Origin of the sequence: Sphingomonas plantiphila (assembly GCF_046000505.1) — a bacterium.
GTDB classification, from domain to species: Bacteria; Pseudomonadota; Alphaproteobacteria; order Sphingomonadales; family Sphingomonadaceae; genus Sphingomonas; species Sphingomonas plantiphila.
This window is the reverse complement of the sequence record NZ_JBELQC010000001.1, coordinates 1,912,312-1,938,204: the sequence shown is the minus strand read 5'-3', so window position 1 is coordinate 1,938,204 and position 25,893 is coordinate 1,912,312. Positions and strand designations below refer to the sequence as shown.

Annotated in this window: 19 protein-coding genes; 8 read left to right on the top strand and 11 right to left on the bottom strand. The window is 62.4% G+C overall.

Annotated features, from left to right (window positions below; translation table 11 throughout):
• Window positions 1-61 precede the first annotated feature (61 nt).
• The 3 genes from ABS767_RS09180 to ABS767_RS09170 all read right to left on the bottom strand — a co-directional run bounded on the left by ABS767_RS09180 (window position 62) and on the right by ABS767_RS09170 (window position 5,471).
• Window positions 62-445: a sigma factor-like helix-turn-helix DNA-binding protein gene (locus ABS767_RS09180; RefSeq protein WP_408078048.1), complete on the bottom strand. Its 384-nt coding sequence runs from the start codon at window positions 443-445 to the stop codon at window positions 62-64.
• Window positions 331-1,230 carry an ArdC family protein gene (locus tag ABS767_RS09175; protein ID WP_408078047.1) on the bottom strand — a complete coding sequence of 300 codons (900 nt, stop codon included), beginning with the start codon at window positions 1,228-1,230 and terminating at the stop codon, window positions 331-333. The genes ABS767_RS09180 and ABS767_RS09175 overlap by 115 nt, the downstream gene beginning before the upstream one ends.
• A gap of 902 nt (window positions 1,231-2,132) precedes the next feature.
• Complete coding sequence (locus ABS767_RS09170) at window positions 2,133-5,471, bottom strand: PAS domain S-box protein (protein WP_408078046.1); 3,339 nt, start codon at window positions 5,469-5,471, stop codon at window positions 2,133-2,135.
• Between ABS767_RS09170 and ABS767_RS09165 the strand changes: the two genes are divergently transcribed.
• Window positions 5,470-6,594: an alpha/beta fold hydrolase gene (locus ABS767_RS09165; protein WP_408078045.1), complete on the top strand. Its 1,125-nt coding sequence runs from the start codon at window positions 5,470-5,472 to the stop codon at window positions 6,592-6,594. The genes ABS767_RS09170 and ABS767_RS09165 overlap by 2 nt on opposite strands.
• Before the next feature lie 4 nt (window positions 6,595-6,598).
• Window positions 6,599-7,699, top strand: a complete 1,101-nt coding sequence (locus ABS767_RS09160; protein WP_408078044.1) for a sensor histidine kinase — start codon at window positions 6,599-6,601, stop codon at window positions 7,697-7,699.
• Window positions 7,700-7,817: 118 nt separating this feature from the next.
• On the opposite strand, the gene ABS767_RS09155 is transcribed toward ABS767_RS09160, so the two are convergent.
• Window positions 7,818-8,762, bottom strand: coding sequence for a hypothetical protein (locus ABS767_RS09155; RefSeq protein WP_408078043.1), 945 nt, complete (start codon window positions 8,760-8,762; stop codon window positions 7,818-7,820).
• A gap of 83 nt (window positions 8,763-8,845) precedes the next feature.
• Window positions 8,846-9,898, bottom strand: a complete 1,053-nt coding sequence (locus ABS767_RS09150; protein WP_408078042.1) for a S8 family serine peptidase — start codon at window positions 9,896-9,898, stop codon at window positions 8,846-8,848.
• A gap of 271 nt (window positions 9,899-10,169) precedes the next feature.
• Here ABS767_RS09150 and ABS767_RS09145 point away from each other — a divergent pair, with 271 nt between their 5' ends.
• Together ABS767_RS09145 and ABS767_RS09140 are read left to right on the top strand one after the other, a co-directional pair.
• On the top strand, window positions 10,170-10,652 hold the full coding sequence (locus ABS767_RS09145) for an RNA polymerase sigma factor (protein WP_408078678.1): 483 nt from the start codon (window positions 10,170-10,172) through the stop codon (window positions 10,650-10,652).
• Complete coding sequence (locus ABS767_RS09140) at window positions 10,649-11,353, top strand: anti-sigma factor family protein (RefSeq protein ID WP_408078041.1); 705 nt, start codon at window positions 10,649-10,651, stop codon at window positions 11,351-11,353. Before ABS767_RS09145 ends, ABS767_RS09140 begins: the two co-directional genes overlap by 4 nt.
• A 142-nt stretch (window positions 11,354-11,495) precedes the next feature.
• Here ABS767_RS09140 and ABS767_RS09135 read toward each other — a convergent pair whose 3' ends face one another.
• Together ABS767_RS09135 and ABS767_RS09130 are read right to left on the bottom strand one after the other, a co-directional pair.
• Window positions 11,496-14,801 carry a sensor domain-containing protein gene (locus tag ABS767_RS09135; RefSeq protein ID WP_408078040.1) on the bottom strand — a complete coding sequence of 1,102 codons (3,306 nt, stop codon included), beginning with the start codon at window positions 14,799-14,801 and terminating at the stop codon, window positions 11,496-11,498.
• Window positions 14,802-15,158: 357 nt separating this feature from the next.
• Window positions 15,159-15,971, bottom strand: a complete 813-nt coding sequence (locus ABS767_RS09130) for a transporter (RefSeq protein WP_408078039.1) — start codon at window positions 15,969-15,971, stop codon at window positions 15,159-15,161.
• A gap of 255 nt (window positions 15,972-16,226) precedes the next feature.
• Between ABS767_RS09130 and ABS767_RS09125 the strand changes: the two genes are divergently transcribed.
• Complete coding sequence (locus ABS767_RS09125) at window positions 16,227-16,433, top strand: helix-turn-helix transcriptional regulator (RefSeq protein ID WP_408078677.1); 207 nt, start codon at window positions 16,227-16,229, stop codon at window positions 16,431-16,433.
• Between the two features lie 109 nt (window positions 16,434-16,542).
• Here the strand turns inward: ABS767_RS09125 and ABS767_RS09120 are convergent, their stop codons facing one another.
• The 4 genes from ABS767_RS09120 to ABS767_RS09105 form a co-directional block, all read right to left on the bottom strand.
• Window positions 16,543-18,771, bottom strand: coding sequence for a putative bifunctional diguanylate cyclase/phosphodiesterase (locus ABS767_RS09120; RefSeq protein WP_408078038.1), 2,229 nt, complete (start codon window positions 18,769-18,771; stop codon window positions 16,543-16,545).
• 2 nt (window positions 18,772-18,773) lie between these two features.
• Window positions 18,774-21,062, bottom strand: coding sequence for an ATP-binding protein (locus tag ABS767_RS09115; RefSeq protein WP_408078037.1), 2,289 nt, complete (start codon window positions 21,060-21,062; stop codon window positions 18,774-18,776).
• Between the two features lie 278 nt (window positions 21,063-21,340).
• Complete coding sequence (locus tag ABS767_RS09110) at window positions 21,341-22,498, bottom strand: tyrosine-type recombinase/integrase (RefSeq protein WP_408078036.1); 1,158 nt, start codon at window positions 22,496-22,498, stop codon at window positions 21,341-21,343.
• 327 nt (window positions 22,499-22,825) lie between these two features.
• Window positions 22,826-23,662 carry a helix-turn-helix transcriptional regulator gene (locus ABS767_RS09105; protein ID WP_408078035.1) on the bottom strand — a complete coding sequence of 279 codons (837 nt, stop codon included), beginning with the start codon at window positions 23,660-23,662 and terminating at the stop codon, window positions 22,826-22,828.
• A 97-nt stretch (window positions 23,663-23,759) separates the two neighbouring features.
• Between ABS767_RS09105 and ABS767_RS09100 the strand changes: the two genes are divergently transcribed.
• The 3 genes from ABS767_RS09100 to ABS767_RS09090 all read left to right on the top strand — a co-directional run bounded on the left by ABS767_RS09100 (window position 23,760) and on the right by ABS767_RS09090 (window position 25,855).
• The gene (locus ABS767_RS09100) at window positions 23,760-24,659 is read left to right on the top strand and encodes an SDR family oxidoreductase (protein ID WP_408078034.1); all 900 of its coding nucleotides are present in this window, start codon (window positions 23,760-23,762) and stop codon (window positions 24,657-24,659) included.
• 144 nt (window positions 24,660-24,803) lie between these two features.
• Window positions 24,804-25,367: an RNA polymerase sigma factor gene (locus ABS767_RS09095; protein ID WP_408078033.1), complete on the top strand. Its 564-nt coding sequence runs from the start codon at window positions 24,804-24,806 to the stop codon at window positions 25,365-25,367.
• Window positions 25,364-25,855: a hypothetical protein gene (locus ABS767_RS09090; RefSeq protein ID WP_408078032.1), complete on the top strand. Its 492-nt coding sequence runs from the start codon at window positions 25,364-25,366 to the stop codon at window positions 25,853-25,855. The genes ABS767_RS09095 and ABS767_RS09090 overlap by 4 nt, the downstream gene beginning before the upstream one ends.
• Window positions 25,856-25,893: the final 38 nt, after the last annotated feature.

Below are 25,893 nucleotides of genomic sequence, written 5' to 3'. Positions count from 1 at the left end.
TCCTAACGTCATGAAGATGCTTGGGACAGCCTCGCCGACCAAACCGGCGAGGCTGCAATGTTCATCGCCGCCACCGCTCCACGACCCGACGCAGTATGCGCTTCCACCGCGGGGCAGAATTACGTCCGTCGATCGCATCGCAAAGAGCCGACATGCTCTCTGCAAAGTGCCGCTCGACATGTTCGACGCTGAGCCCTGTTCGCTCCGCGATTTCGGCATAGGACAGACCGTCCAACCGGATCGCAAGGAAGATTTCGCGGCGCAGTTTCGGCATCCGCTCCAACCCGGCCTCCAGCCGTTCGATGATCTCGGGATCGGGGAGGTTCTCGCTCATGACTGCGCCTCCCCGGACGGGGCAAAGGCAAGCAGATACTCCGCCGCCTTGCTGGCGGCGCTCGCCGCGCGGAAAATCGCGCGTTCGTCGTCGCGCAGCACCGCAAGCCACGAACCGATGTAATCGGCATGCCGGACGGTCGGCGCAATCGCCAGCGACGCGCAGGCGAACGCGCTCGCCATCTCTGCGACAAGCTCCTCACTTGCGTAATCCGCACTGCCAAATCCGCCGCGCTGGTTACGGTCCAACCGACTGTGATGTCCGGTCCAATGGCCAAGCTCGTGCAACACGGTGCGATACCAGTTGATCGGCTCGCCGAACGCTGCCTGCGGCGGCACCGCGACATAATCGCCGCCCGGCGAATAATAGGCCTCGCCCCCGCCAATCCGAAAGTCCGCACCGCTCGCCTCGATCAGTGCCTGCACGTCCGGCAGGATATCCACCTCGGCCGGAAGCTCTCGCAGCTCGGTGAACCGCTCGGGCAAGCCTTCACACTGCGCAACGTTGAACACCGTAAAACGCTTCAGGAACGCCAGCTGCCGCGCCTCACGATCCTCATCGCGCGCGCGTTCCGCCTCATCCTTCGGCGTGAAGCGATCCGCATAACAGACGGTAGTTCCCCGCTCGCCCTTGCGGACATTGCCGCCCGCCGCCTGTGCCTGCTTGAAGGTCAGCCAGCGATGAGACGTATAGCTGCCTTCGATCACCGCCGCCCACAGGATCAGCACGTTGATCCCTGAATAGCGCCGCCCGGTCACCGCATTGGCAGGCATGGTGCACCCGCACGAAGCCGCATCCCAAGGCTGCACCCATGGCAGCCGCCCTGCCTCCAGCTCGGCAATCACCCGCGCCGTCACCTCGGCATAAAGGCTCGCACGCTCGTTTCCGGTCTTCATTGCTCCTCACTCCTTCAAAACCACCGCAACCGGCGCCGGAATGGCGGAGGTGGGCGGCAGGAGCGGACCGGCGATCCCGCCGAATGAGGCGGGCCGCACCCGGAGGGCCGAAACGAAGAGAAGGACCCCGGCACAGCCGGGGTTGCAGCACGCCGCGGCGGGTTCAAAGGGTAGCGACGCCCACCTCCGTCAGATCGACGCCGGAGGCTAACGCCACCACGCCTAGGCGCGGTGGCGTTAGCACTTCAGCGCGCAGCGCTGCTCAGCTCCCGGAGCTGCACAAAGCAGCACTCTCGAAGCCGGCCGGCCGTCGCGGCGGCGTGCGCGCGCAGCTGTGCGCCAGCCGCCGCCGCGCCCTCCGGCTGGATCGAGTGTGCCACGGGGGAAACAAAAGGCGCTGCGGACCCTGGCGGCTTCGCCGAAGTCCGCCAGCGCACGCTCATCAAAACTCGCGTTCCACTTCCGGGCAGTACCCGGCCCGCGTCACGCGATCGTCACCCGAATGGGCCGAGACGCAACAAGCGACTCGGCGACGCGCCAGCGACGTAGAGCGCGGTCGCGCCACGCGCGAAACGCCCTGACGCTTCGCCCCAGGCACATCCAACCTACCACAGAGGTGCGTATTTGTGTCGTGGCACAGACAGCACCCTCTCGAAGAGAGTCTGTTCAAGGGCAGGATTTCCGGCGGCATTGAACCCACTTTGTGCTTAAGCACTCGCGCCCTTCCCCACCGCGTCAGCGCAGCGATCGGCGCTATAACCCTGAAACCCGGACCGCGGCGGTTCGCCATACCGCTTCTCGCTGGCGCTTGGCTCACACGCCATTCATGAGTTCCTATTGGCGAGGGCTACTGCGGTAACCTTGGTAGTTTGGTGCGCGGACACCTGCACCACCCGAAGCTTTTAGGTGCTAGCGTCGCCAGAATTTCGACACTTGAGTCCGAGCCTCTCGAGGGATGCGGCGAGCTTGCTGGCGCTGTAGGGCCTAGCGATCACCCCCGCACACGGATCCTGGACAAGGCGCGAAGCGAGCTGTTCCGCTTCATCGCTCGCGAGTAAAATCGGCAAGTCGGCATGAAGGGCACGAAGCTCGAATGCCAACGCTTCCGTCGGGTCGCCAAGATCCAGCAGCACACCGTCGTAGCGACCGCGTGATGCCCGGATCCGGGCCAAGGCCTCGGCGCGATTGGCCGCTTCGTCCACTGCATAGCCCATCCCCGCAAGCGCTTCGGCGGTAAACATCCGCAAGGTCGTCTCGCCGCTGACGAGGAGCAGTCGGCCGGCGCGACCGCTATCAAGCATGTCGGCGACCTTCTCCGCCAGCGTCGCAAAAGTGAAAGGCTTGCCGATCATCTCGACCCCGGCATCGAGTCGGCCACCATGGACAATGGCGTTCCGGGTGTAACCGCTGGTGTAGAGTACCTTGAGATCGCCCTGCAGTTCCTTCGCCTTTTCGGCGAGCTCCCGGCCTGTCATGCCCGGCATCACGACATCTGTAAACAATAGCTGGACCGGATCGTGCTGCCGTTCCAGCAACCGCAAGGCCGAGGGGCCGTCATGCGCCTCGAGTACACGATAACCGAGTTCGCGCAGACACTCGACCGTGTAGGCGCGGACATCGTCATCATCCTCTACGACCAGAATCGTCTCCTGCGCGTGACTGACTTCTACATCGCAGCGACCAGATTCCACTTCCGTCTGCCGCTCGGCCATCAGGCGGGGCAGGTAGATCTTGACGCTCGTTCCATGCCCTTCTTCCGAATAGATTTTGACATGGCCACCTGATTGTTTGACGAAGCCGTAGACCATCGAGAGGCCCAGGCCAGTGCCCTTGCCCACTTCCTTTGTGGTGAAGAACGGCTCGAATACGCGAGCCTGGGTTTCCCTGGACATGCCCGCACCGGTGTCGGTCACCGTGATGGCCACATATTGGCCGGGCGCTACTTCGGCATGTTCGGCCGAATAGGCTTCATCAAGCCGCGTATTGGCCGTTTCGATGGTTAGCGTTCCTCCCTCCGGCATCGCATCGCGCGCGTTTACCGCCAGGTTGAGGATGGCACTTTCCAACTGGTTGGGATCAGCTTCGATCCGCCACAACCCCGGACTCGTTACGATCTCAAGCTTGACCAACTCGCCAAGCGCACGTTGGACCAAATCCGACATACCCGCCACGAGACGATCCGCATCGATCGGCTTGGGCGCCAAGGGCTGCCGTCGCGAAAACGCCAGAAGCCGCTGCGTCAGCGCGGCCGCGCGCTCCGCGCCTTTTTGCGCGTTGCCCAAGGCGCGTCGTGTGCGGGCATCGGCGTTGCCGGTGCTTTCGAGCGCACGCAATGCCATGTCGATATTGCCCGTCACCACGGTCAGCAGGTTATTGAAGTCATGGGCAATGCCCCCCGTCAACTGGCCGACCGCTTCCATTTTCTGTGCCTGACGCAGCGCCTCTTCGGCTTTGGCACGCTCAGCGACCTCGTTGCTCACGCGCTGTTCGAGTGTTTCGTTGAGTTCCCGCAGCTCGTCCTCGACGCGCTGGCGCTCGGCAATCTCCGCCTGGGCGCTCCGGTACAGGCGCGCATTGTCGACGGCGATCGCGGCTTGAGCCGCGATACCGGTCATTAGCCGTTCGTGGCGCGCGTCGAACTGGCCAGGCTCGGGATGACCAAAGAACAGGCCACCCAAGACTTCGCCGCTCCGCGAGATCACCGGCACCGCGAGATAGCTGCGCACCGGAAGATGTCCTTCTGGCATGCCGAAATGAGGCTCTGACTTGCCGTATCGCGGGTCGAGCAGGATGTCGTCAGCGCGCACGACGCCCTCGCCCTGGAACGTGGGATGGAAGACCGCCGTCGCGCGGGGCATCGGGAAACGCTCGAAGGCGGCACGCTCAACACCCGACAAAGCGTAGAGCATGTAGCGCTCTCCGGCGGCATCGACGAGGTTGTAGAAGAATGCGCCGAATGCGGCTCCAGTCAGTTCCACACCGGCATCGGTCACCATTTGAACGATGCGGTCCAAATCGAGCTCGGCAGCGACCGCCTGGCCACTGCGATTCAATGTCTCAAGCGTCGCACTTTGGCTTTCGAGGCTCGCCGTCATTCTCAGCCGTTCGGCCTCGGCAGCCTTTTCATCGCTGATATTGCGCGCCTCGATGATCGTGCCAACCGGCCGGCCATCGTCATCGAGGAGCGGACTGGCAGTGAAGGCAACCGGGTAAAGGCTGCCATCGGGAGCAACGAAGAGCTCTTCTCCCGACGTCTGGGCACGCTCCGGGAAGGCACGGTCGATCGGGCACTCCTCGATCGGATAATGTGTCCCATCAGGCTTCTTGTGGTGGACAACGTCATGCAGCGGGCGATCCCGCATTTCGTCGAAACGATAGCCGGTCAGGGCCTCGGCGGCGGCGTTGGCGAAAACGCAATGTTGCCGCTCATCCATCAAGAATACTGCCATCCGCGTGTTGTTCAGGATGGCGTCGAGGCGTCGCGTCGCCTCGCGGAGAGCGACCTCGGTTGTCCGACGCGCCTCAATGTCGAGCAGCACGCCGGGGAATGAAACGGGCGAACCACCTTCGTCCATTTCGACCCGCCCATTGGCTTCAATCCAATAATAGTGACCGTCCGGTCGCTGAACACGGTACTGGTGCGCATAGGGCCCACCCCGAGCCAAGGCAGCCTGGATTGCCGATATCAGCGCATCCTTGTCGTCGGGATGAACGGTGGCCACCACCTGCTCAAGACTAAGCCCGTCGCGTCCGAGAGCGGGATCGATCCCGAAGGCCTGAGCAAACGCTTCGTCCACCGTGAAGCGATCAGCTTGAATATCCCAGACCCAGGTTCCGATGATGGCACCGGCTGCCAATGCGAGCTGGACACGTTCGGCGTCCGCCCGTGCTCGCGCTTCGCTCGCGCCAAGCTGACGCTTGGCCAGGACCTGCTCGGTGATTTCCTGGCATGTGCAGAAGAACCCGAGTACCTGCGAAGCGTCTGCGCGTATCGGTGTATAGGAAAAAGCGAAATGGGTCTCCTCACGATATCCCTTGCGCTCCATCCAAAGCTCAATGTCGTCCATCTGGACGGGTCCGCCACGATAGGCCCGCGAGACGATCGGTTCGAGCTCGTCGCGAATTTCATGCCAGACAGATAGAAAATCCTGTCCAATGGCGGCCGGATGTTTTGAGGCGAGGATCGCCGCATATGCATCGTTGTAAAGCAGCGAGCGCTCAGGTCCCCAGACGATAAACATGGGCTGGCTCGACCCAAGCATCACCGCCGTCAACGTCTTGAGCGGGGACGGCCAGTCTGCCGGAGACCCAAGCGGCGTTTCGGCCCAGCTCCGCGCGCGGAGCAGCCCGCCGGCCTCGCCTCCTCCGGACAGGAAAAACGGAGACTCCGTTGTCTTGCCCCCAGATACGTCCATCGATTCAGATCTGCTCATAGCGAAACGCAAAACCCTTGTTCGTTCGCGGCATACGCAGTTTGCCGCTGCCACAGGGCTTATTGCAGACAGTCGGATTTTCGGGAAGGTTTCATTTGCAACTCAAGCGATTAGCGTATGCCGGCCATCTATGTTAGACAGCGCTATGGTACTCGCGCGGAACAATGTGAATATTTCCGGCGCGGGATCCCGTGCCATGATGTTTGCGCATGGCTTTGGCTGCGATCAACACATGTGGACCGAGGTCGCGAGCGAATTTGAAGCTGACTTCCGCGTCATTTTGTTCGATCATGTTGGCGCGGGTCGGTCCGACCTTGCGGCCTACCACCCTGCCAAATATGCAGCGCTGGAGGGCTATGCGGAGGATGTGGTCGAGATCGGACGCGCGCTCGGGCTGAAGGACGCGATCTTCGTCGGTCATTCGGTGAGCGCGATGATCGGTGCGCTCGCCACCTTGGAAGCGCCTGGCATGTTTTCCGAACTCGTCATGGTCGGGCCGTCGCCACGGTATATCGACGATGGCGATTATATCGGCGGCTTCTCCCACGCACAGGTCGACGAACTCCTCGAATTCCTCGCCGACAATCATCTCGGCTGGTCGGCCGCGATGGCACCTGCAATCATGGGCAATCCCGAGCGACCGGAGCTGGGCGAGAAGCTTGCCAACAGCTTCTGCGCGACTGATCCCGAGATCGCCCGCCAGTTCGCGCACACAACCTTCTTCTCAGACAACAGGGCGGACCTGCCGCGATTAACCGCGCGCACGCTCGTCATGCAATGCCGAGAGGATATCATCGCGCCGCCCTGCGTGGGTGAATATGTTCACGCTCAAATCCCGAACAGCGAATATCTGCTGCTCGATGCGACCGGCCACTGTCCCAATCTGAGTGCGCCGAAGGAAGTGACGGCGGCGATCCGTGCCTTTGTCTAACCCTGTGGCAGGTGAAGATCTGGCCGATCTCTACGAGAACGCCCCGTGCGGGTATCTTTCGCTTTCGTCCGATGCGCGCGTCGTCAAGGTGAACCATACGCTAGTCGACTGGCTTGGCACCTCTGCCGACAGACTTGTGGGTGAACCTTTCCATGCCTTGCTGAGCTTCGGCGGCCGGATCGCGTTCGAGACGCACATGGCGCCGCTGCTTCGCCTGCAAGGCTTCGTGCATGAACTTGCGCTCGATCTGCTCGACGCCAAGGGCGGGAAGCTGCCGGTCATCGCAAACGCAGCCGAGAAGCGAGGCCCCTCAGGCGAACATCGCTTTACCCGCCTGACCGTCTTCAAGGCGGTTGATCGGCGAACCTACGAACGCGGCCTGGTCGCGGCCAAGGTCGAGGCGGAGATGAAAGCAAGGGCCGAGCACGACATTGCGGTCCTTCGAGAACAGTTCATTGCCGTCCTCGGACATGATCTGCGCAATCCGCTCACGGCACTGGCAGCGGGCGTCCGAATGATCATCAAGCGGGAAAGCCTGAGCGATCGTGGCCAGCGCGTGGCGGAGGAGATGCGTGCGAGCATCGATCGCGCGCAGGCACTGATCGAGGATGTTCTCGACTTCGCGCGCGGGAGGATGGGCGAGGGAATCATATTGGTGCGGGACCGCGAGCGCCCGCTCGAGCCGGTCCTCAAGCAGGTCGCCGCCGAGATCCGCGCGATCGCGCCGGAACGCGAAATTGTGACGCGCTTTTCGATCAGGGCACCTGTTAATTGCGATCATGCGCGGATCGCGCAACTGGCCTCGAACCTGCTGGGTAACGCCTTAACGCATGGTGCGCCCGGGCTCCCGATCGAATTGGAAGCACGCACGTCTGAAGACGGTTTTATCCTGTCGGTGGCCAATGGCGGCGCCCCGATCCCGCCCGCAGCCCGCGCGCAGCTTTTCCAGCCCTTCTTCCGTGGCGCTGTGCGCCACAGTCGGCAGGGCCTTGGCCTCGGCCTCTTCATCGTCGACGAGATTGCCAAGGCACATGGCGGCTCGATGGCGGTGACCTCCTCCGAGGCTGAAACACGCTTCACCTTCACAATGCCCAATCGATCATAAGCCCATTTGCGCACCGTCCTACGGTATCTGGTCGGTCGCCAAGCTCCGTCGATTGCCGGCATCAAGGAATGCCGCTGCTCCGGAAACTTACCTTACTTCCGAAGCAGCGCCATATTAGTCAGTCGCCGCCCTCTTGCGACTTGGCGGCATCCTTCACCTCGCCCTTGCCCATCGCCGAGACAAGCACGTCGCCATCGGCACTGAAATTGCTGGCGGGGAGCGTGGCGACGCGATCGCCTACGCGCATGGTGAGCGACTCGATGCGGCCGCGGGCATTGCGGTTTACTTCCTGCACCCGGCCAACGAGCCGACCGCGCGCATCCTCGACCCGCATGCCGGGGCTGATCGCGGGCGTCGAAACGCCGCTCAGGCCGAGCATGCCCTCACCTGCACCCGAGGCCGAGCCCGAAGCGCTGCCGTTCCCGGCCGATCCGCTGGCGGATCCGGTGCCGGCGCCCGACGCGCTTAGCACACCACCCAGCCCGCCGCCCGCGCCCTGCGCGCGCTCGGTGGCCTGGGCGACGGTGCCGGCCGCGCGATCGCGGATCGCTCCGGTCGTATCACGCATACGCCCGACCGCACCGGTCGTACGCTCACGCGCACCTTGTACGGTGCCCCGCACGTCGTCGGTACCGATGAGGTCGGCCGAGGCGCTGCCCGAAGCGCGGCCTGACGCGCTGCCGCTTCCCGACATACCGACGCTGCGATCAAGCGCGCTCGTGCCGCTGTCGATCGCTCCGGCCGTCCCGCCATCTGCGCTACCACCGGCCGCGACTCGGCCGCTGCGACGATCGACCTTCTTCTCAACATCCGCCGAACCGCGCGCCGTCTTTTCAGCCCGAGTGGTGTTGCTGATCGGTTCGCGCGTGCGCTCCAGCGTGCGCTCGATCGGGCGATCGAGCGGTCCACTGACACGACCGCCGCCCAACGTACCACCGAGCTGGCCGCCAAGACCACCGCCCAGTTGGCCACCCAACCCGCCTCCGCCAAGCAATTGCGCCGAGGCGGGTGCTGCGATCACCATGGCGATCATCGTGGCGGTCGAAAGAAGCAGAGTTTTCATCGTCGTTCCTCCTGATCTGGCGCCGTGTTGCACGGCGCTTCGGGATAGGAACGGCTGCCGATCGACGTTTAATCCAGAACTTTTCAACGCGGACGCGTCGCGCAGTCTGCGCAGACCACGCCGCGTCCCAGCCCGCGCTTACCGCGACCATGCGCTTCGGAATCGAGCGCCTTGAGCGCGCCCGCAATATCGCCGTCACTAAGATGAGCGGCCAGTCGCGCGGCAACAAACGGCGCGGCGAACGAAGTACCACGCACCCTTCGCGCCCGACCATCCGCCGCCAGCGCAAGCAGGTCCGCTCCGGGGGCCGCGTAATCGAGCCGAACCGCACGACCCGCCTCGACCAACACGCGGCCACGCGCATCGATACCGGTCACTGCGATCGCCTCGGGAAAGGAAGCAGGATAAGCCGGCTTTGCTGCGGGTCCATCATTGCCGACTGCCGCAACCACGACTGTACCTAACCGTCGCGCAGCCGCAACGATGCGGCCCAGCAGCGGGTTGGGTGGGCCCGCCAGACTCACCACCACCACCGGCACACGCTCGCGCGCCATCCACGCGAGAGCGCGGCCGATTGCTGCCGCATTGCCGCCGCCCGGATCCGTCCCATAGACATCGGCGACATGCAGCTGCGCGCCAGGCGCGCTGGCCCGGACACCACCGCCTCCCGCCAGCAATGAGGCGATCGCGACGGCATGGTCGCTTGTGCGGGGCGCGCCGCTAGCAAATCCTTGCTGGCGCACGAGGCCCGGCGTTCCGACCGGAACACCGCCATCAATGATTCCGATGAGGCTGTTGGTGCCATATGGAGCCATAGGCGTGCCGACGGCCGCAGCCGGCCCAACGCTGCCACTTGGGAAATAGAGCGGATCGGTGCTCACTTCGCGGCCATCTGCCAGTTTGCGCAGAAGTTTGAGCGCCCTCGGTAGGCCCATGCCGCGCGGCGTTGCAAAGCGCGAATAGTCGACGTCGAGCCCGTCGAGCCGAACCCGCTCAATTACCACGAAGCCACGCGCTGCGGCGGCGTTGTGCACCACCTCGTCGGCATCGATCACGATCAGTTCGTTCGCGCGCACCGCATTGCCGTCAGGATCGATCGCTATGCGATCGGGATGCCGCCGCACCAGATCGTGCACGCGCTCGGTCTGCGCACGGACCAGCGCGCGCGTGTCGTCCAATTTCGCGCCCACGTCAGGCAGCACCACGGTCGCACGATCGACCATCCCGCCGACGCGGGGCAGCTGGGGTACCAGCTGCGCGTGCGCGGGGCCGACCAGACACAAGGCCAATGCGATAAGTCCGTTTTTTACCATCGCCGATATTCTAGATACGAAATTAAGCTTAGTCATGCTGGATGAAACGGCTTGCGGTGCCCGTTTAATCCACGAACCTGAAGGAACCCACTGGTTGCGCTTCGAAAAGCAACTGCTCGCTCACCTCCCGCAGCTGCGCCGGTTCGCCCATGCGCTGGCGCGCAACGGGGCGGATGCGGACGACCTGTTGCAGGCCGCGGTCGAGCGCGCACTGCTTCGACGCGATCAATGGGAACCGGGTACGCGACTGGACAGCTGGATGTACCGCCTTATGCGCAACCTGTGGATCGACACCGTCCGGGCGGAGACACGCCGCGGCGAGACATTCGTGGCACCCGACGCGGGCGATGCGATCGGCATGGCTGGCAGCCAGGAAGCCGTGGTCGAGCTGGGCAACGTCGGCGCTGCACTGCGGAGCCTTCCGCCCGAGCAACGCGAAGCAGTGGCGCTCGTGGTGATCGAAGGCTTTGCTTACAAGGAAGCCGCAGAGATACTGGAAATTCCGATGGGCACCCTCACCTCACGGCTGGTGCGCGGGCGAGAGGCGCTGATGGCAAGACTGGGAGAAGCGGCATGACGATCGATCCCGAAACGCTGATGGCCTATGCCGATGGCGAGCTCGGTCCACTCGAGGCCAAACGCGTGGAGGAGGCCATCAACGCAAACCCCGCGCTTGGCGTGAAGGTCGATCGTCACCGCGCACTCGCCGCGTCACTGCGGGGCACCTTTGCCCCTGTCGCGCATGCGTCGATCCCCACCGGCGTAGAAGCGATGTTGCGGGAGTCGGCTAAGGTCGTGCCGTTGGCCCCCCGTGCGAACGGCCGAGAGCGAAAATTCTGGATCGGGGCCGTCGCCGCGAGTTTAGTTGCCGGCTTCTTCACCGGGCCCTTGGTCACGTCCAGCAGTGAGTTAGTGATCGAAGATGGCCGCACGCTGGCCCGCGGCGAAATCGCAAGGGCGCTCGATACACAGCTTGCCTCGACGCAGACCGACAACGCCGCAACGCGCATCGGCATCACCTTCCGCGATCGCAATCAACATCTCTGTCGCAGCTTTGATCATGGCGCAACCAGCGGGATCGCATGCACATCGGGCGAGCAGTGGCAGGTTGAATGGCTCTCCGGCGGTGGGAGCGGGAACAAGACCGAATATCGCCAGGCGGGCTCGTCCTCGGCGGAGTTGATGGCTCTGGCGCAGGCGATGATGGCTGACGAGCCGTTGAACGCAGCGGAAGAAGCGGACGCGATCACGAATCGCGCTCATAGAGGAGAGCGCTAGCTTAACGGCGGCTTTGGGAAATTGTCAGGCCGCCTCGAGTGACTGGTCGGTCAAGGGCAAATCTCGGGCAGCAATAATTGCCAGAAGATAAGTAGACGCCATTTTACGCCCCCCCCTCTTACCGCACCGACGCTCTTCCCGATCATGCGGCATTGATCCAACGTCCGAGCGCGCCCCCCTCAAGCAGTTTAAGTGTTGCGGGCACCTCATCTGCCGATACCGCCTGGCTGTAGAGAAAGCCTTGCGCATATTGGCATCCCCTTCGCAGAAGGAAGTCGTGCTGGGTCAAGGTCTCGATCCCTTCCGCGACGATCTCAATTCCCAAGGCTCTGCCAAGATTGATGATTGCGTCGATGATTGGAGCGCCCGTGGAGGCATCGATGTTCTCCACGAAAGATCTGTCGATCTTGATGTAATCCACCGGAAAATGGTTCAGGTGCGACAAGGACGCAAAGCCGGTACCGAAATCGTCCAAAGCGATCTTGACGCCAGCAGCACTAAGGTCCCGCAGGGTTTGCTCCACATATTCCGCTCCTCTGCCGAGGAAAACGGTCTCGGTGACCTCTACCTGAAATTCCGACACCGGTATTGCCGCTTTTTCGAGGTTCTCAAGCAACCGATGGACAAAGTCACCGCGTCGAAATTCGGCGGCCGCCGCGTTCACCGCCACATGGCCGAACTGGATTCCGCGCTTCCGCCAGCCGTTAGTGTCAGCGATGACCTTCCCGATCATCTGGTCGCTGATTTCGGCCGCCAGATCCAGATCGTCGAACGCGGCTGCGATTGTATTCGGCAGCTGCAGCCCCCTTTCGGGATGCTTCCAACGGAGCAATGCCTCGAAACCGAGGATACGGCCCGACCTAAGGTCGATCTTCGGCTGGTAATATGGGACGAGCCACCCATTGCGAAGTGCAGCTTTCGCGAGACTCAGCATTGAGCTTCGGCGTTGGATCTCGTTTCGCATGCTGGGCTCGAAAACCACCATTTTGCCACGGAGCGAGGACTTGGCGGCATAAAGAGCAACATCGGCGTTCTTAAGGAGATCGACCCTGGAGTTCCCATGCTCGGGATAGATGCTTGCGCCCATACTGCCCTGACATTCGAGCAGTCGCCCCGCATACGAGAACGGCTCCGTCAGCCGGGCCAGTATTGCCTGCTCCACTTCTTGAATTTCCGTTGGCTCGCGGAGCCCCGGAAGGAGGATTGCAAACTCGTCGCCGCCAAGACGAGCGACCATGTCGCCGCACCTTACCGCTTCCGTCAGTCTATTTGCCACCTCGCGGAGCAAGGCATCTCCCGCGTCGTGTCCAATACCGTCATTGACTCGCTTGAGATGATCGATGTCGATGATCAGTAGGGTGAAACCTGAACGATCAGCATCCGAGTTAGCAATCTGTTCTTCGAGCCGCTTTTGAAGCAAAAAGCGGTTTGGAAGATGGGTGAGGGCGTCGTGATTGGCGGCCCATTGCACTTTCTCCTCGGCCTCTTTCTGCTCTGTAAAATCTCGCGAGATTACCACTACGTTGATAGGCTTTCCGTCCGCGCCATTAATCGGCGCGAGAACCACATCATACCAATGAGAGTCTTCTGGGCCTCCCCTAATCACCAAGCGTCCGATGTCGCCTGCCTGCGCCTGGGCAAGCGCTTCCCCGGCCTTCGATCGGTCGGCCTTCTTGAAAGCTCTTCCCCACCGCTTCCCGACAAGCAATGATGCATTCGGTGCCCCGTAAGCATTTATCGTGGCGCCATTGACGAACAGCACTGTGCCTTCGATGTCGAGCACGGAAATGCAATCAGGCGCTGCTTCCACAATTCCCCTGTTCAGGGCGGCGCTACGGTCCCGCTCTTCACGTGCTCGGACCAGTTCATCTATATCTGTGCACGTGCCGTACCAACGGACGATCTCCCCCTCTGCGTTTCGTTCAGGAAGTGCCCGCACCAGCGTCCAAAGATATTCGCCATTGATCTGTTGGACGCGAAACTCGGCCTCGTAAGGGAGCCCCGACGCCAGGCATGCGCGCCATTTCTCGATCGTGGACGTGCAATCGTCCGGATGGACCCAGTCGAGCCACCCGCTGCCGAGAATGGCGCCCTTGTTCCCGCCATAAACGCTATTCCACTGCTCACTGAGGAAATCCAGCCTGCCGTCGGGCGTGGCGACCCAGATAATTTGCGGGACCGAGTCCAGAATTGCGTGAGCTCGCCGCTCGCTTGTCTCCAGCGCCTCTCGCTGAAGATGACGCTCATGCACATCCGTGTAAGTCCCGTACCAGCGCAGGATCTTGCCTGTATCGCTTCTTTCGGCGCGTGCTCTGCTAACGACCCATCGATAGTGGCCGTTGCGGTCGCGCAACCGGTACTCGGCTTCGTAGGGCTCGCCTGAGGCGCGGCAGTGACGCCAAGCCTCTAACGCAGATCGCAGGTCTTCGGGGTGATAGACACCGGCCCACTCGTCACCTCCGGTGGTCCCTCGCGGCAGACCCGTAAACTCATACCATCGGTCATTGTAATAATCCGGCGCCCGAGCCCCATGGGCAATGGACCAGACCATTTGCGGCATCACGTCCAACGCGGAGCGCCACCGCTCGGCGGCTTGTCGCTCCCGCTCCTGAAGTCTCATTCGTTCGGAGACGTCACGAAAGAAAACGGTGATGCCTTGCTCAATGGGGGTTACCTGCAGCTCGTACCAACTGTTGCTGGACTCGAGATAGCCCGCCGCGAACGCCGGCACGCCGCCTTCCATTGCTCGCTTGAGGGCATCGCGAAAGCTTGAATGCCTGCCGTCGGGGAACACGCTAAAAATCGATCGACCGGTCAGATTCCCTCGATTAAAGTATTCGAGCGCTTTGCCGTTAAGATAGGTGAAACGCCAATCCCGGTCCAATGAGTAGACGCAATCGGAAGTGCCTTCCAAAACCGATGCAAGAATTGCTGACCGCTGCCGGGCCTGCGCCTCTAGGGCGGTCACGGAACCCGTCAGAAGGCGCTGCTCGGTTATGTCGTCGATGAAGCCGTCGAGAAAATAGGGTGGCGCACCATCTGCCGAGCTGATCTGCCCCTGCTCGCGCACCCATTTCACACGCCCAAAGCGGTCGAAAAGCCGATAGGTGAGTAAAAACTCACCTCGCCTAGAGACTGCCTCGGCTACGACCGCTTCGACATGCTGAAGATCATCGGGGTGGATCAGCTCTGCCCAAGGCTTGCCCCCTTCGAATTCCTCCCGTCGATACCCGGTTAGAGTTTCGACCCGATTGTTTACAAAGAGCATTCGCCAGGGCGGATGGACTTCGCAGCGATAAACGACGCCCGGTACGTTGTGGACAAGATATGAATGCTGACGCCGGAGTGAACGCAGCTCATGCATTGCAGCAGCCAGCTCATTCTTCAAATCGGGCTTGGCGGGGCCGCCAGGACCCTCTGACCCGTAGTTGACCTCGTGTTCGTCCACCTTGGTACGCCGATCCAACATTGAGACGTATACGCCTCGTAACTCACGCCGAATCACTCCCTGGCCAGAGTCGACGGTGCCCACGAACTTATAAGGTCTACCGTTAAGAAACTGCTGAGGTCGCTGGCTTACAGGCCCGGGCCGTTGTCCTGATGTCGGCTTGGCAGCTGATACCGGTGGTAGGGGTTTAGCAGCTCCCAAATCGCTTCAACCAAGCCGAACCGGCCAACGGTATCTCAGTCTCGTGCCCCCGCACCTTCATGCCGGGCTTTTTCAGCAGAGTATGTCCATCGTCGGTACGCCACAGAGAGCTACTTGAATGCAGTCGCGTCTTGGTTCGGCGTATGTGATTGTCCCTCACCGGCCAAACTTCAGCCCCAAGGTGACACCACCACCAAGGCGAGGGGCGCCCGCACTTAGGCCTCCCGAGCCGTACACACCCAGCGAAAGGCTCCTTCCAACGTCGGCGTGCAATCCGCCAACAATGCGCTGGTCATCCTCACCCGCCTCGATCGGGTTCTGTGCGTAGGCGTAGCCCAGCTGTGCGCTTGCTGACCCGCCCAGGCGAAGCGCGGCCCCAGCCTGTCCAGAGAACGAGTTGCGGAGTTGGAAGCCTTCAGGGTCACCGGCCATCGTGTATGTTACCCCGGCGTACGGTGTCACCGCACCAAGCGGTTTGGCGACATCCGCGCCGACGGAGTAGTCGGCCTTGCCGGTGCCGAGGCCCTTATCTACCGAAGCGGTCGGCAATTTGGCCGCGGCTCGAACGCTGGCGACAATGCCTTGGACCGGCAGGTCGTACGCTGCGCCCAGGCGAAGGTCGCCAAGGCCCTGGCGAGTGGTCCGCGTGGCGGGCCGCGTAGGGTCCACCAGGATCGGCAGGCCAAGAGGCCCTGTCGGGGCGATTACATTGGCGGGCGCGGTCACGCGCACCCACGGTAGCTGCGCACTGACGCGGACCGAACCGATGGAGACCCCAGCTGTCAGAGGAATTGCTATCTTATCGACCTGGGCTCCCGTTCCGAAATCACCACGTTCAAAGTCGACGCCGGTGGATATATCGAACTGCGGTCGCGCATCATGGTTTGACCCGGGGGCAGGCGCGGTCGGCTGCTGCGCAAGCGCAGGGGAGGCACAAAGAACGGCGGCAAGGGCAAAGGCGTATCGCAAATTTGAACTCCGATTATGAGGTGCTCGCCACGCAAACGAGCGCGAGCGACGGATTAATCCATCGCAACGCCAGCGACTCGGCGGCGCGAAAGCGCCGTAGAACGCGGTCGCGCGACAGGGCGAGTCGCAACAGGCCGAAGATCGGCTTACGCCTGCGTTGGTTTTACTATCCGCCAGTTCGATCGAACGACTGCCGTCTTGTGAACTTGCAAAAGCGCGCGCGTGATCACCAAGATCCAAAGTCACGAGTTAGCGATGTCCGAACCTATCGACCGAATTCTACGTTTTCCTGCAGTGCTCGACGTCACCTGCCTCAGCCGCTCGACGTTGTATCGGAAGATCAATCAAGGAACCTTCCCGAAGCAGATCGCAATTAGCACGCGCCGTGCCGGGTGGCGCGAATCCGCTACCCAAGAGTGGTTGCGGAATCCGATTTGGTACAGCAGTGGGGAATCAAGCTAGCCAAGCGCGTTGCTTGACCTTCTATAGCTGGTCGGGTGGTCGCTACGGAAGTCCAAGTCGCACGACCAAAGGTTGCAGCGTGCCGAGCGCGGATTTACTCGACACCGGGCTAACCACCCGCCTTCTTGACCATTCGCGGATCGAGCTCCGCCTGCATCGCCGCCGCCTTCGAACGGATATTTGAGGCACCGCGATTTTCGCGCGCGCGCAGTAGTAGCGACACTTCGTCCGCTGGGATTGCCTGACTATAAAGGAAGCCTTGGAATTCGGAGCAAAGCTCCCGTTGAAGATGGTTCAGCTGATCAATCGTCTCCACGCCCTCGGCAACGCATTCCAGACCCAGGCTTCGGGCCAATTCCAATATGCTGTGGACGATCGCGGCGGAACTCGACTGTGTCGTAAGATCGCGCACGAAGGAACGATCAATCTTGATGCGGTCTAGGGGGAAGCGCCTCAAATAGGAGAGCGAGGACCAACCTGTGCCAAAATCGTCAAGCGACAGGGTCACACCTATCGCCTTTAATTCTTCCATGGTGCGGAGCGTCGTTTCGCTTTCATCCAGTGTCAGCGACTCAGTAAGTTCCAGTTCGAGCCATTGGGGCTCGAGGTCAGCTGAACGCAGCGCATGCCGCACCGTGGAAACGATATCGTCCTGATAGAATTGCTGGGCCGACACATTGACGGCGACACGAATCGCAGGACGGCCCTCCGCATGCCATGCCGAACATTGCCGGCAGGCCGACTCAAGCACCCACTGGCCAACTTCGCCAATCAGTCCGCGCTCCTCAAGAAGCGGGATGAACAGCGCGGGAGAAATCAGTCCTTCGTTCGGATGCTGCCACCGCAGCAACGCTTCCACACCCATCAGCTCGCCCGAATCGACAGCGAGCTGAGGCTGATAATGAATCACGAGCTCGCCCCGCGCGCGGGCATCGTGGATGTCGTTCGAAAGCGTATGCCAGCGCTGCGCGGCGGCGCTGAGTTCTTTGGAATAGACCTGCCATTTGGAGCGGCGGCCCTCCTTCGCGGAGTACATCGCTATGTCCGCCGCCTGCAGCAGCGCAGCCGCATCCTCCCCGTCCCCAGGAAACATGCTGATGCCGATGCTGGTTCCGACGTGCAGATTGCGGCCTTCGATCACGAACGGCTCTGCGAATGCGGCGAGCACCTTGTCGACAACCCGCTCGGCGTCAGCGGTCGAATGGAGATTCGACAGCGCGATCACAAATTCGTCGCCGCCCAACCGCGCCGCTGTGTCGCTGTCGCGCAAGCACGCACGCAGCCTCGACGCCACCGCCTCGAGCAGCTCGTCGCCTATATGGTGTCCCAGCGAGTCGTTGATCGTCTTGAAATGATCCAGGTCGAGCATCAGCACGCCGATCTTGCTCCCGTCGCGCCGGGCATGCCCGATCGCCACGGCCAGCCGATCGGCCAGCAGCGTCCGGTTGGGCAGGCCGGTCAGCGAGTCATGGTGGGCAAGGTAAAGGATGCGTGCTTCGGCCGCCCTGCGCTCCCGCACATCGCGGAAGTTAAGCTGGACCATGTCGTTCGACTGGTCCCGATAGAAGCTGCCGATCACCTCGACGTCGATTGGATCCGCTGCCGCAGGCTGCAAAGGCCAATCGCCATAGTTTAAGTAACGCGCTTGCCGCACTTCCTCCACCGCGTCGGCTGAAAGCGCGATACTGCCAAAGCCCGGAACCTCAGCCAAGCGCTTTCCGATCACGGTGGCGCGCGAACACCCGAGCATCTTAGCCATGGTCGGGTTCGCCGCAGTGACTGCGCCCGTTCCGCAATCGAGCAACAGAATTCCGTCGGTGGCCGTCTCAAACAATCTGCGAAAACGGGATTCCGAAGCCGCCAGCCCATCCTCGGCGGCGCGGCGCGCAGAGATCTCTGCTTCTAGCGCCGCGTTGCGTGCGCGGAGCTGCTTCTGCGCCGCCCGCAGCGCCAGATGAGTATTCACGCGCGCAAGCAGTTCTTCGACCTGGAACGGCTTGGTCACATAGTCCACGCCTCCCGCCGCGAATGCCTTGACCTTGTCGGTCACGTCCGTGAGCGCAGTCATGAAGATCACCGGAATCGCGCTCGTCGTGGGCTTCGCCTTCAGTCGGCGGCAGGTCTCGAACCCGTCGATCCCAGGCATCATCACGTCGAGCAGAATAAGATCCGGCTCAAGGAACTCAGCGCGATCGAGCGCTTCCTCGCCGCCAAGTGCCACGGAAACGTCAAAACCTTGCTCCTCGAGGTGATCGACGACTACGCCTAGGTTCACCGGGTTGTCGTCGACGATAAGGATGGAAAGGTCGTTCCGACGAGGGTGCGAAATCGCGTTCATGATCAAGCTGCCTTGCGCTTGCTGATATGTTGGGAAACCAGATCGAGGATGGCTGGCGATCGATACGCGGCAGCGAGACCATTCACCTCCTCCGCATATGGCCTGTATTCCGAATTGGCGTCGGCGAGATCGTTCACGAACTCCCGGATTGCGCGCATATTACCGCGCTTCGCCAGTTCGTGCAGTTTCTCGAGCTGCGCTAATGGGGGTATGGGCGCTGCCGCCCGCTGCGGCTCTTGAGGCGCATCAAGGGTTGCGCCGGCGGTCCATCGAAGATCGAGCAACTCCTTTAGGGCCATCGTCAACTCAGCGATTTCGATCGGCGACGCGATGAAAGCGTCCGCACCCGCATGACGCGCACGCGCCGCGTTTTCCGACGTCGCATCTGCGGAGTAGGCGATGATTGGCAGCGCCTCCAGTTCTCGGCGGGCCCGCAGCTGCCGCATAGCCTCGAAGCCGTCCATCACGGGCATTTTGAGGCCGGTCAGCACCATATCAGGTGGTTCCAGCAAAACCGCTTCGACACCGGATCGACCATCGCCAGCCGAATCCGTATTGAAGCCCAAGTCCCCCAGTGTAGACAGCAACAGCGTGCGGTTCGCCTCATCGTCGTCAATGACCAATAGGCGGCGGCGCGTACCCGCATAGCCGGTCACCGCAGGCCGCGCGCACCGCTCGGGCGGCGGCAAGGCAGAAACGATTTCCAGCGGAATTTCGAACCAGAACCGGCTTCCTTGGCCTTGTGCGCTCTCTACTTCGATGCGCCCGCCCATCAGTTCCACGATCTGCCGCGAGATGCCAAGACCCAAACCGGTGCCGCTGGCGCGGTTCTCTGCACTGCCGACTTGTTCGAAAGCGTCGAAGATGCGGGACAGATGCTCGGGGTTCATCCCAGTCCCCGTGTCACGCACCTCGATCCGTAGACCTGCGCCCCCAGTATGCGTCCTGCACTTCGAAGCTGCGAGGGAGATCTGTCCGGTTTCCGTAAATTTGATGGCGTTGCCCAACAGATTGATCAGGACCTGCCGCAGGCGCTTTTCATCCCCCACAGCGTTCGTCGGCAGGTCGTCGCCCAGCGCGCAGACGAAGGCCAGTCCCTTCTCCTCCGCGCGGATGCGCATCATGTCGGCGACGCCGCAGATGCAGCCTTCAAGATCGAAACGCGACTGCTGCAGATCAAGACGTCCCGCCTCAATCTTGGAGAGGTCCAGAATGTCGGTGATCAGCGTCAGCAGATGCACGCCACTCTGATGGATTGTTCTTGCCGCGCCGGCCTGCCGCTCGGTCAGCTGCTCGCGCTCGAGCAGCTGCGCATAGCCCAATATGGCGTTCAGCGGGGTTCTCAGCTCATGGCTCATATTTGCCAGGAATGCGGACTTCGCGGCGCTGGCGCTTTCCGCGACCGTTTTCGCGACCACCAACTGCTGCCGCTCCCGCACCTGGCGCTGGTGGCGCCGCTCGAACCCTTTGCGAATCTTCACAAAGCGGTGGATCAGGAATGCTCCGATCAGCAGCACCCACACGCCCAGCAGCAGCAGGTAATATTGCGCCTGTGAAATTTGTTTCCCGACCAGTGTGATGCTGTCCAAGGCATACTCATGGTGCCCAAGTTCGGCTGCAGCCCCCGGCTGGATTTCAAGCGCGGTGACATTGTCGATCCGGGGCGCCGCGAGTTCCTTTTTGCTCTTCTGCTCCGCTACCCACCAATCCGCGACCGCCAGATCGCTCAGATTGAGCATTACGGTCTGCGCGCCCTGTCGCACGGGAAATTGGAGCTGGTTCGGCTTGTTTGCTCCAGCTTCGCTGGCATCGAGTGGATTGTTGATCAGGGCGATCTGCATCTTGTCGCCGGGACCGGTGTATCGAAACTTGATCGTGACCTGCTGGAAATCGGAAAAATCGATCCCCCTGCGCTGCGCGGACTGGTCGAACAGAATTCCGTAGCCGCAGAAGGGATAGGCATAGCCGGGCCGTAAATCGCACGACCATTTTAGTGCACGTACCGGGTCGATTGTGGCAGTGGACCGTCCGCCGCTTGTCTGATCACCATAGGAATATGGCGCGTACAATGAGCGATTATGAGGGGTTATTACCAATTCCTTGGTCGTGAAGAGCGCCTGGAACTGGATCGCGGCGAAGGTGAATAGCAGGAGCGCGAGAACCGCAGCCTCGAATCTGAGGCGGGATAGAAGTCCGCCGATCGTGTCGGGAACCACATCGCTGTCGTCTGCGCGCGCCCGTGACTCGCTCGGAACGCTCGCCAAGCGCAGTTCTCCGCTTCCTTCAGCCATTCCAGTTCGCTCCCCAATCCATGATCGGTAGGCAGCAGTTATTAAGGCCGGCTGAAGCCGCACTGCGTGATTCCCCTTATGTCCTAGTATGATAGAACGCCCCACTGTCGGAAACCGGCGTTCATGGTGGGTATCGCGCGCGTTCGGGATTTCTATCGATGATTCAACCCAACCCTAATAGCAGATCTATTCCGACCGAAGCTTCGAAGCACCGGCAACTGTTCACGCTGGGAGCTCGGAAAGCCTGCGGTGCCCCAACGCGCTGACGCCTGAACGCATCAGCCGCTCAAGAATTCAGCCCACTCGTTCATCAGCACGCGGCGACGATCGAAGAAGTCTGTCCGCCGATATGCAGCTTCGACGGCGTTAGGAATGCGGTGCGCCAGAGCCTTGTCCGCCACCTCCTTCGGCACATTGGTGCACTCGGCCACCCAGTCGGTAAAGGTGCTGCGGAAGCCGTGAACCGTTGCGTCGGTAATCTTCATGTCCCGCAGCACCTTGAGCATTGTCATGTCACTGATCGGCTTACCGCGCGAGACGCTGAACAGAAGCCGGTCCGGGTTCACCGTTCCGTGGAGCTCAAGGTGGCGCCGGTGCAACGATCGCAGCAGCTTTACGGCGGCGGGAGCCAGCGGAACGACATGCGCCTCCTTCATCTTCATCCGGGCGGCAGGGATCGACCAGACCGCTTTGTCGAGGTCGAACTCGCTCCAGGTCGCCTTCCGGGTTTCATTCGAGCGAACGGCGGTCAGAACGGTGAGCCGGAGCGCGTCGCGCCCCAAGGTCGATGGGAGTGCCGTAAGCGCCTTCATGAAGGCGGGCGCGTCTTCGTGCGGCATCGCGGCTCGGTGTGTCACCCGGTGGTTCTGGCGCGGCAGGCCTCGCGTCACCGATCGCAGCGAGACCTCCTCCGGCACCAGCCCCTTGATGTGCGCGAAGTCGAGAACCGTTCCGATACGCTGCAATACGCGCTTCGCGGTGTCGGGAATCTTGAGCCAGATCGGCTCCAGCACGGTCAAAACCGCAGCGCTATCGACGGCGGTGACCGCCTTACTGCCAATGTGCGGGAACACATGTCGCTCGAAGCTGGATATCCAGGACGCATGCCGCTGATCTTTCCAGCCGCCCTTCATCGCCTCGTAGCAGTCGCGGGTCACTTTCTCGAAGGTCGGAACCGCCTTGCGCGCCCTCCCCTTCCTCGCACTCAGATCGACGCCCGCGCGTACCGCCTTTCGCAGGTCGGCAGCGAGTAACCGCGCTTCTGCCAAGGACACGTCGTGCGCGGGTCCCAATCCAAAGTCGCGCCGCTCACCCTCATGCTGAATTCTGAGCACCCAGGATCGCGTTCCGCTTTCGCGAACAAGCAGATGAAGCCCATGCACATCCGCATGCCTGCCCGGCCCGGCATTCCTGACTTTGAGAGCGGTCAACGCCATCCGAAACCTCGCCTGAAGTCCCACATCGCGTCCCACATTTTGATCCAGATTTTGCGAGAAACTGTGGGACCGACTGGTTCGACGGATTTCAAATACGCTATTCTAAATCAATAGGTTGAGACGCTTTGAGTGTTACTGGAATTTCAGAACGATGCCCGTAGGGGTCACCAAAATGCCTTCCCAAGGCATCCCAGAATGTGCCGTAAACGGCTGTCTTCTGCGATTTTGGCGATACCGAAATGCCAGCTAGCAACGGAATCGGCACGCACTGCTCGGGACGCCCCGCCGATGCAACGCCGTGGGGAAGCCGGCTGAACGCACTGTCCGTCAGGCGGCGCTTGCCTCGAGGAATTTTCGCAGGCGCTCGGCATCGGCGGGAGAGGCGGGGTTGTAGATGATCATCCCCAGCTCGGGTCGCCCCTCGATCGCGAAGGATGAGAATTCCAGGTCCAGCGTGCCCGCCTCGGGATGTCTGATGCACTTCACGCCCTCGCCGTGCGCGACCACGTCGTTATCCTGCCACAGCGCCGCGAATTCCGCGCTCGCCCGGCTGAGTTCGTCGACGAGCGCCGTCACCTCCGCGCTTCCGCTCGCTCCCGCCCGCGCCACGTCCGCGCGGAATGCGCCCACCACGAAGCGCGCGACGCTCTCCCAGTCTCCCTGCTTGTCGCGAACGCGATCGCTGCTGAAGATGAGGCGAAGGATATTGCGCTGCGCGCGCGGCAACTTCGAATAGTCGGTCAGCAGTGCAGCAGCCGCCCGGTTCCAGCCGAGGACATCCCATGTCGCGGTCTTGATGATCGCCGGGCTGAGCGGCATCGCGTCGAGGATTCGCTGCAGCCGCGGCGTGATCCCCTCGACCGGCTGGTAGCGCACCTCGGGCGGATGGCCCAAGCCAAGCATATAAAGATGCTCGCGCTCGGGCTCGGTGAGCATCAACCCCTTGGCGATCCGGTCGAGCACATCGGCCGACGGCGCGCCGCCGCGACCCTGCTCGAGCCAGGTATACCAGGTGGGGCTGATGTTCGCCCGCGCGGCGACTTCCTCGCGACGCAGTCCGGGCGTACGCCGGCGGCCGCCGACAAGGCCGAACGACGCGGGATCCATCCGAGTCCGGCGATCGCGCAGGTAGGTGCCGAGTTGGTTCGGCGTCCGGTCGGACATGGTCGATCCTGTTGCTGATTATACCATGATACGGCCACTACTTTAACAGGTTACGCGCGGTCGCGATACGTCATCCTCTTCAGAAAGAGGATTTTCCATGCGTGTATTTCTTACCGGCGCGACCGGGTTTGTCGGTTCGCATATCCTGCCCCAACTGCTCGCCGCCGGACATCAGGTGCTGGGGAACGCGCGATCCGATGAAAGTGCCCGGCGACTGGAGCAGGCCGGCGCCGACGTTTATCGCGGCGACCTCAACGATCCGGCCGGTCTGGCGAAGGGCGCGGAAGGTGCCGACGCCGTGATCCACACGGCATTCGATCACGATTTCGCGCGCTTCGTCGAAAATTGCGACAAGGACCGGCGCGTGATCGAGGCGTTCGGCGACTTGCTTGCCGGGTCGGATCGGCCGCTGCTCATCACCTCGGCGATCGGCATGGGCAGCCCGGGCGCGGGGCTGCTGTCGCGCGAGGACGTCCTTGACCGCAGCCACCCCGTCCCGCGCATTGCGTCCGAACTTGCCGGACTGTCGGTCGCCGACCGCGGCGTCTCCGTCGGTGTCGTGCGCCTGTCGCAGATCCACGATCCGGTGATGCAGGGCCTGGTATCGCCGATGATCGAGATCGCCCGGGCGAAGGGCGTGTCGCCCTATGTCGGCGCGGGCGATAACCGCTGGTGCGCCGCCGCCGTCGCCGATGCCGCCCGCCTCTACGTGCTCGCATTGGAACGGCACGAACCGGGCGCCCGCTGGCACGCGGTTGCGGAGGAAGCCATTCCGATCCGCGCTATCGCGGAAGCGATCGCCGCCGGGCTCGGCGTGCCCGCGGTCTCCATTACCGAGAGCGAAGCCCGCGAGCATTTCGGGTGGATGGCCGGATTCGCCAGCCTCGACATGCCGGCGTCCGCCGCGATCACCCGCGAACGGCTCGGCTGGGTGCCCACGGGTCCGACGCTGCTCGAGGACCTCGCCCGAATGGACTATTCCGTCCGCGCCGACTGAGCCATGCGCCGATGAGGCGGATCGCCCCCAGAGCGTCGCATCGGCGATGCCGTCGGAATTCAGGACGCGCGATTTGCATTTGCCGCCCGAGCGTGAACCTTTTGCCCCGGACGCCGACTACACGGGGGAACAGGCGGATGAGCGATGCGGCGAGCGGACGAAACTGAGCAGGCGCGATCAGCAGACGAGTTGCTCGTCATTCGCTGCCAATTGGGCGAGCGGCGCGCATTCGACGCGCTGATCGCGCGATGGGCCGACCCGGTCGCCAACTATGCCCGGCGCGTTTGCCAAGACGGCGACGCCGCAGCGGAGCTTGCCCAAGACGTGTGGCTGCGCGTGGTTCGCGGCATCGACCGCCTTGAGGACGCAAGCCGCTTCCGGTCGTGGCTGTTCGGAATCGCACACCGCGCCTTCAGCGACCTTTTGCGTCGTCGGTACCGCGAACTTCCGTCGAGCGCGGACGATTTCGAGCAGATTGCCGACGAACCGCTCGCCGACGCGCACGCCGATCTGGAGCAGATGGAGCATGGCCTGGCACGGCTTCCTCCGGTCGAACGCGAGATATTGACGCTGTTTTACCTCCGGGAACTCACGATCGACGAGACCGCCGAGGCGCTCGCCATTCCCCCCGGAACCGTAAAGTCGCGCCTGCATCGGGCAAGGCGGCTGCTGCGCCGCGAACTGGAACATGACGGAGCCATAGCGTGACCCCGAACCGGATCGAATCCGCCACCGCGATCGCGTCCCCAATCGTCGACGCGGAGCTGTCGCTCGGGCCGCGGATCGCGCATGGCGCACTGCTGTCGGTCGCGCTGGCGGCCACGGTCGTGGTGACCGCACTGTGGCTCACCGAACCCGACCTGCCCTATCGCACCCGCGCGGCCTTGATCGCGCTCTCGTTGATAGGCGCGACATGGGCGAGCTATGCGCTGTGGGTGCTCATGCAGCGGCGCGTGTTGTTCGCCCGGCAGCGCCTGGTCGCCGGCTGGATCGCGGTCGCCTTCACATCCGTGTTCACGGCTGGCGCGTTTGCGATCGCGATCTTCGGAAATCACGCGTCGGGCCTGGCGGCCGGTGCGATGGGACTCGCGCTGCTTGCGGTCGCGGGACGGTTTCTTGTGCGCGCCCGGACGCGGCTGAACGCGCTTCAGGAGCGCCTGCGTGAACTCGAGGCGATGCACGGGGGTGCGGCATGATGCTGCTATCGCGCTTTGTGTGCGCCGTGTTGACGATC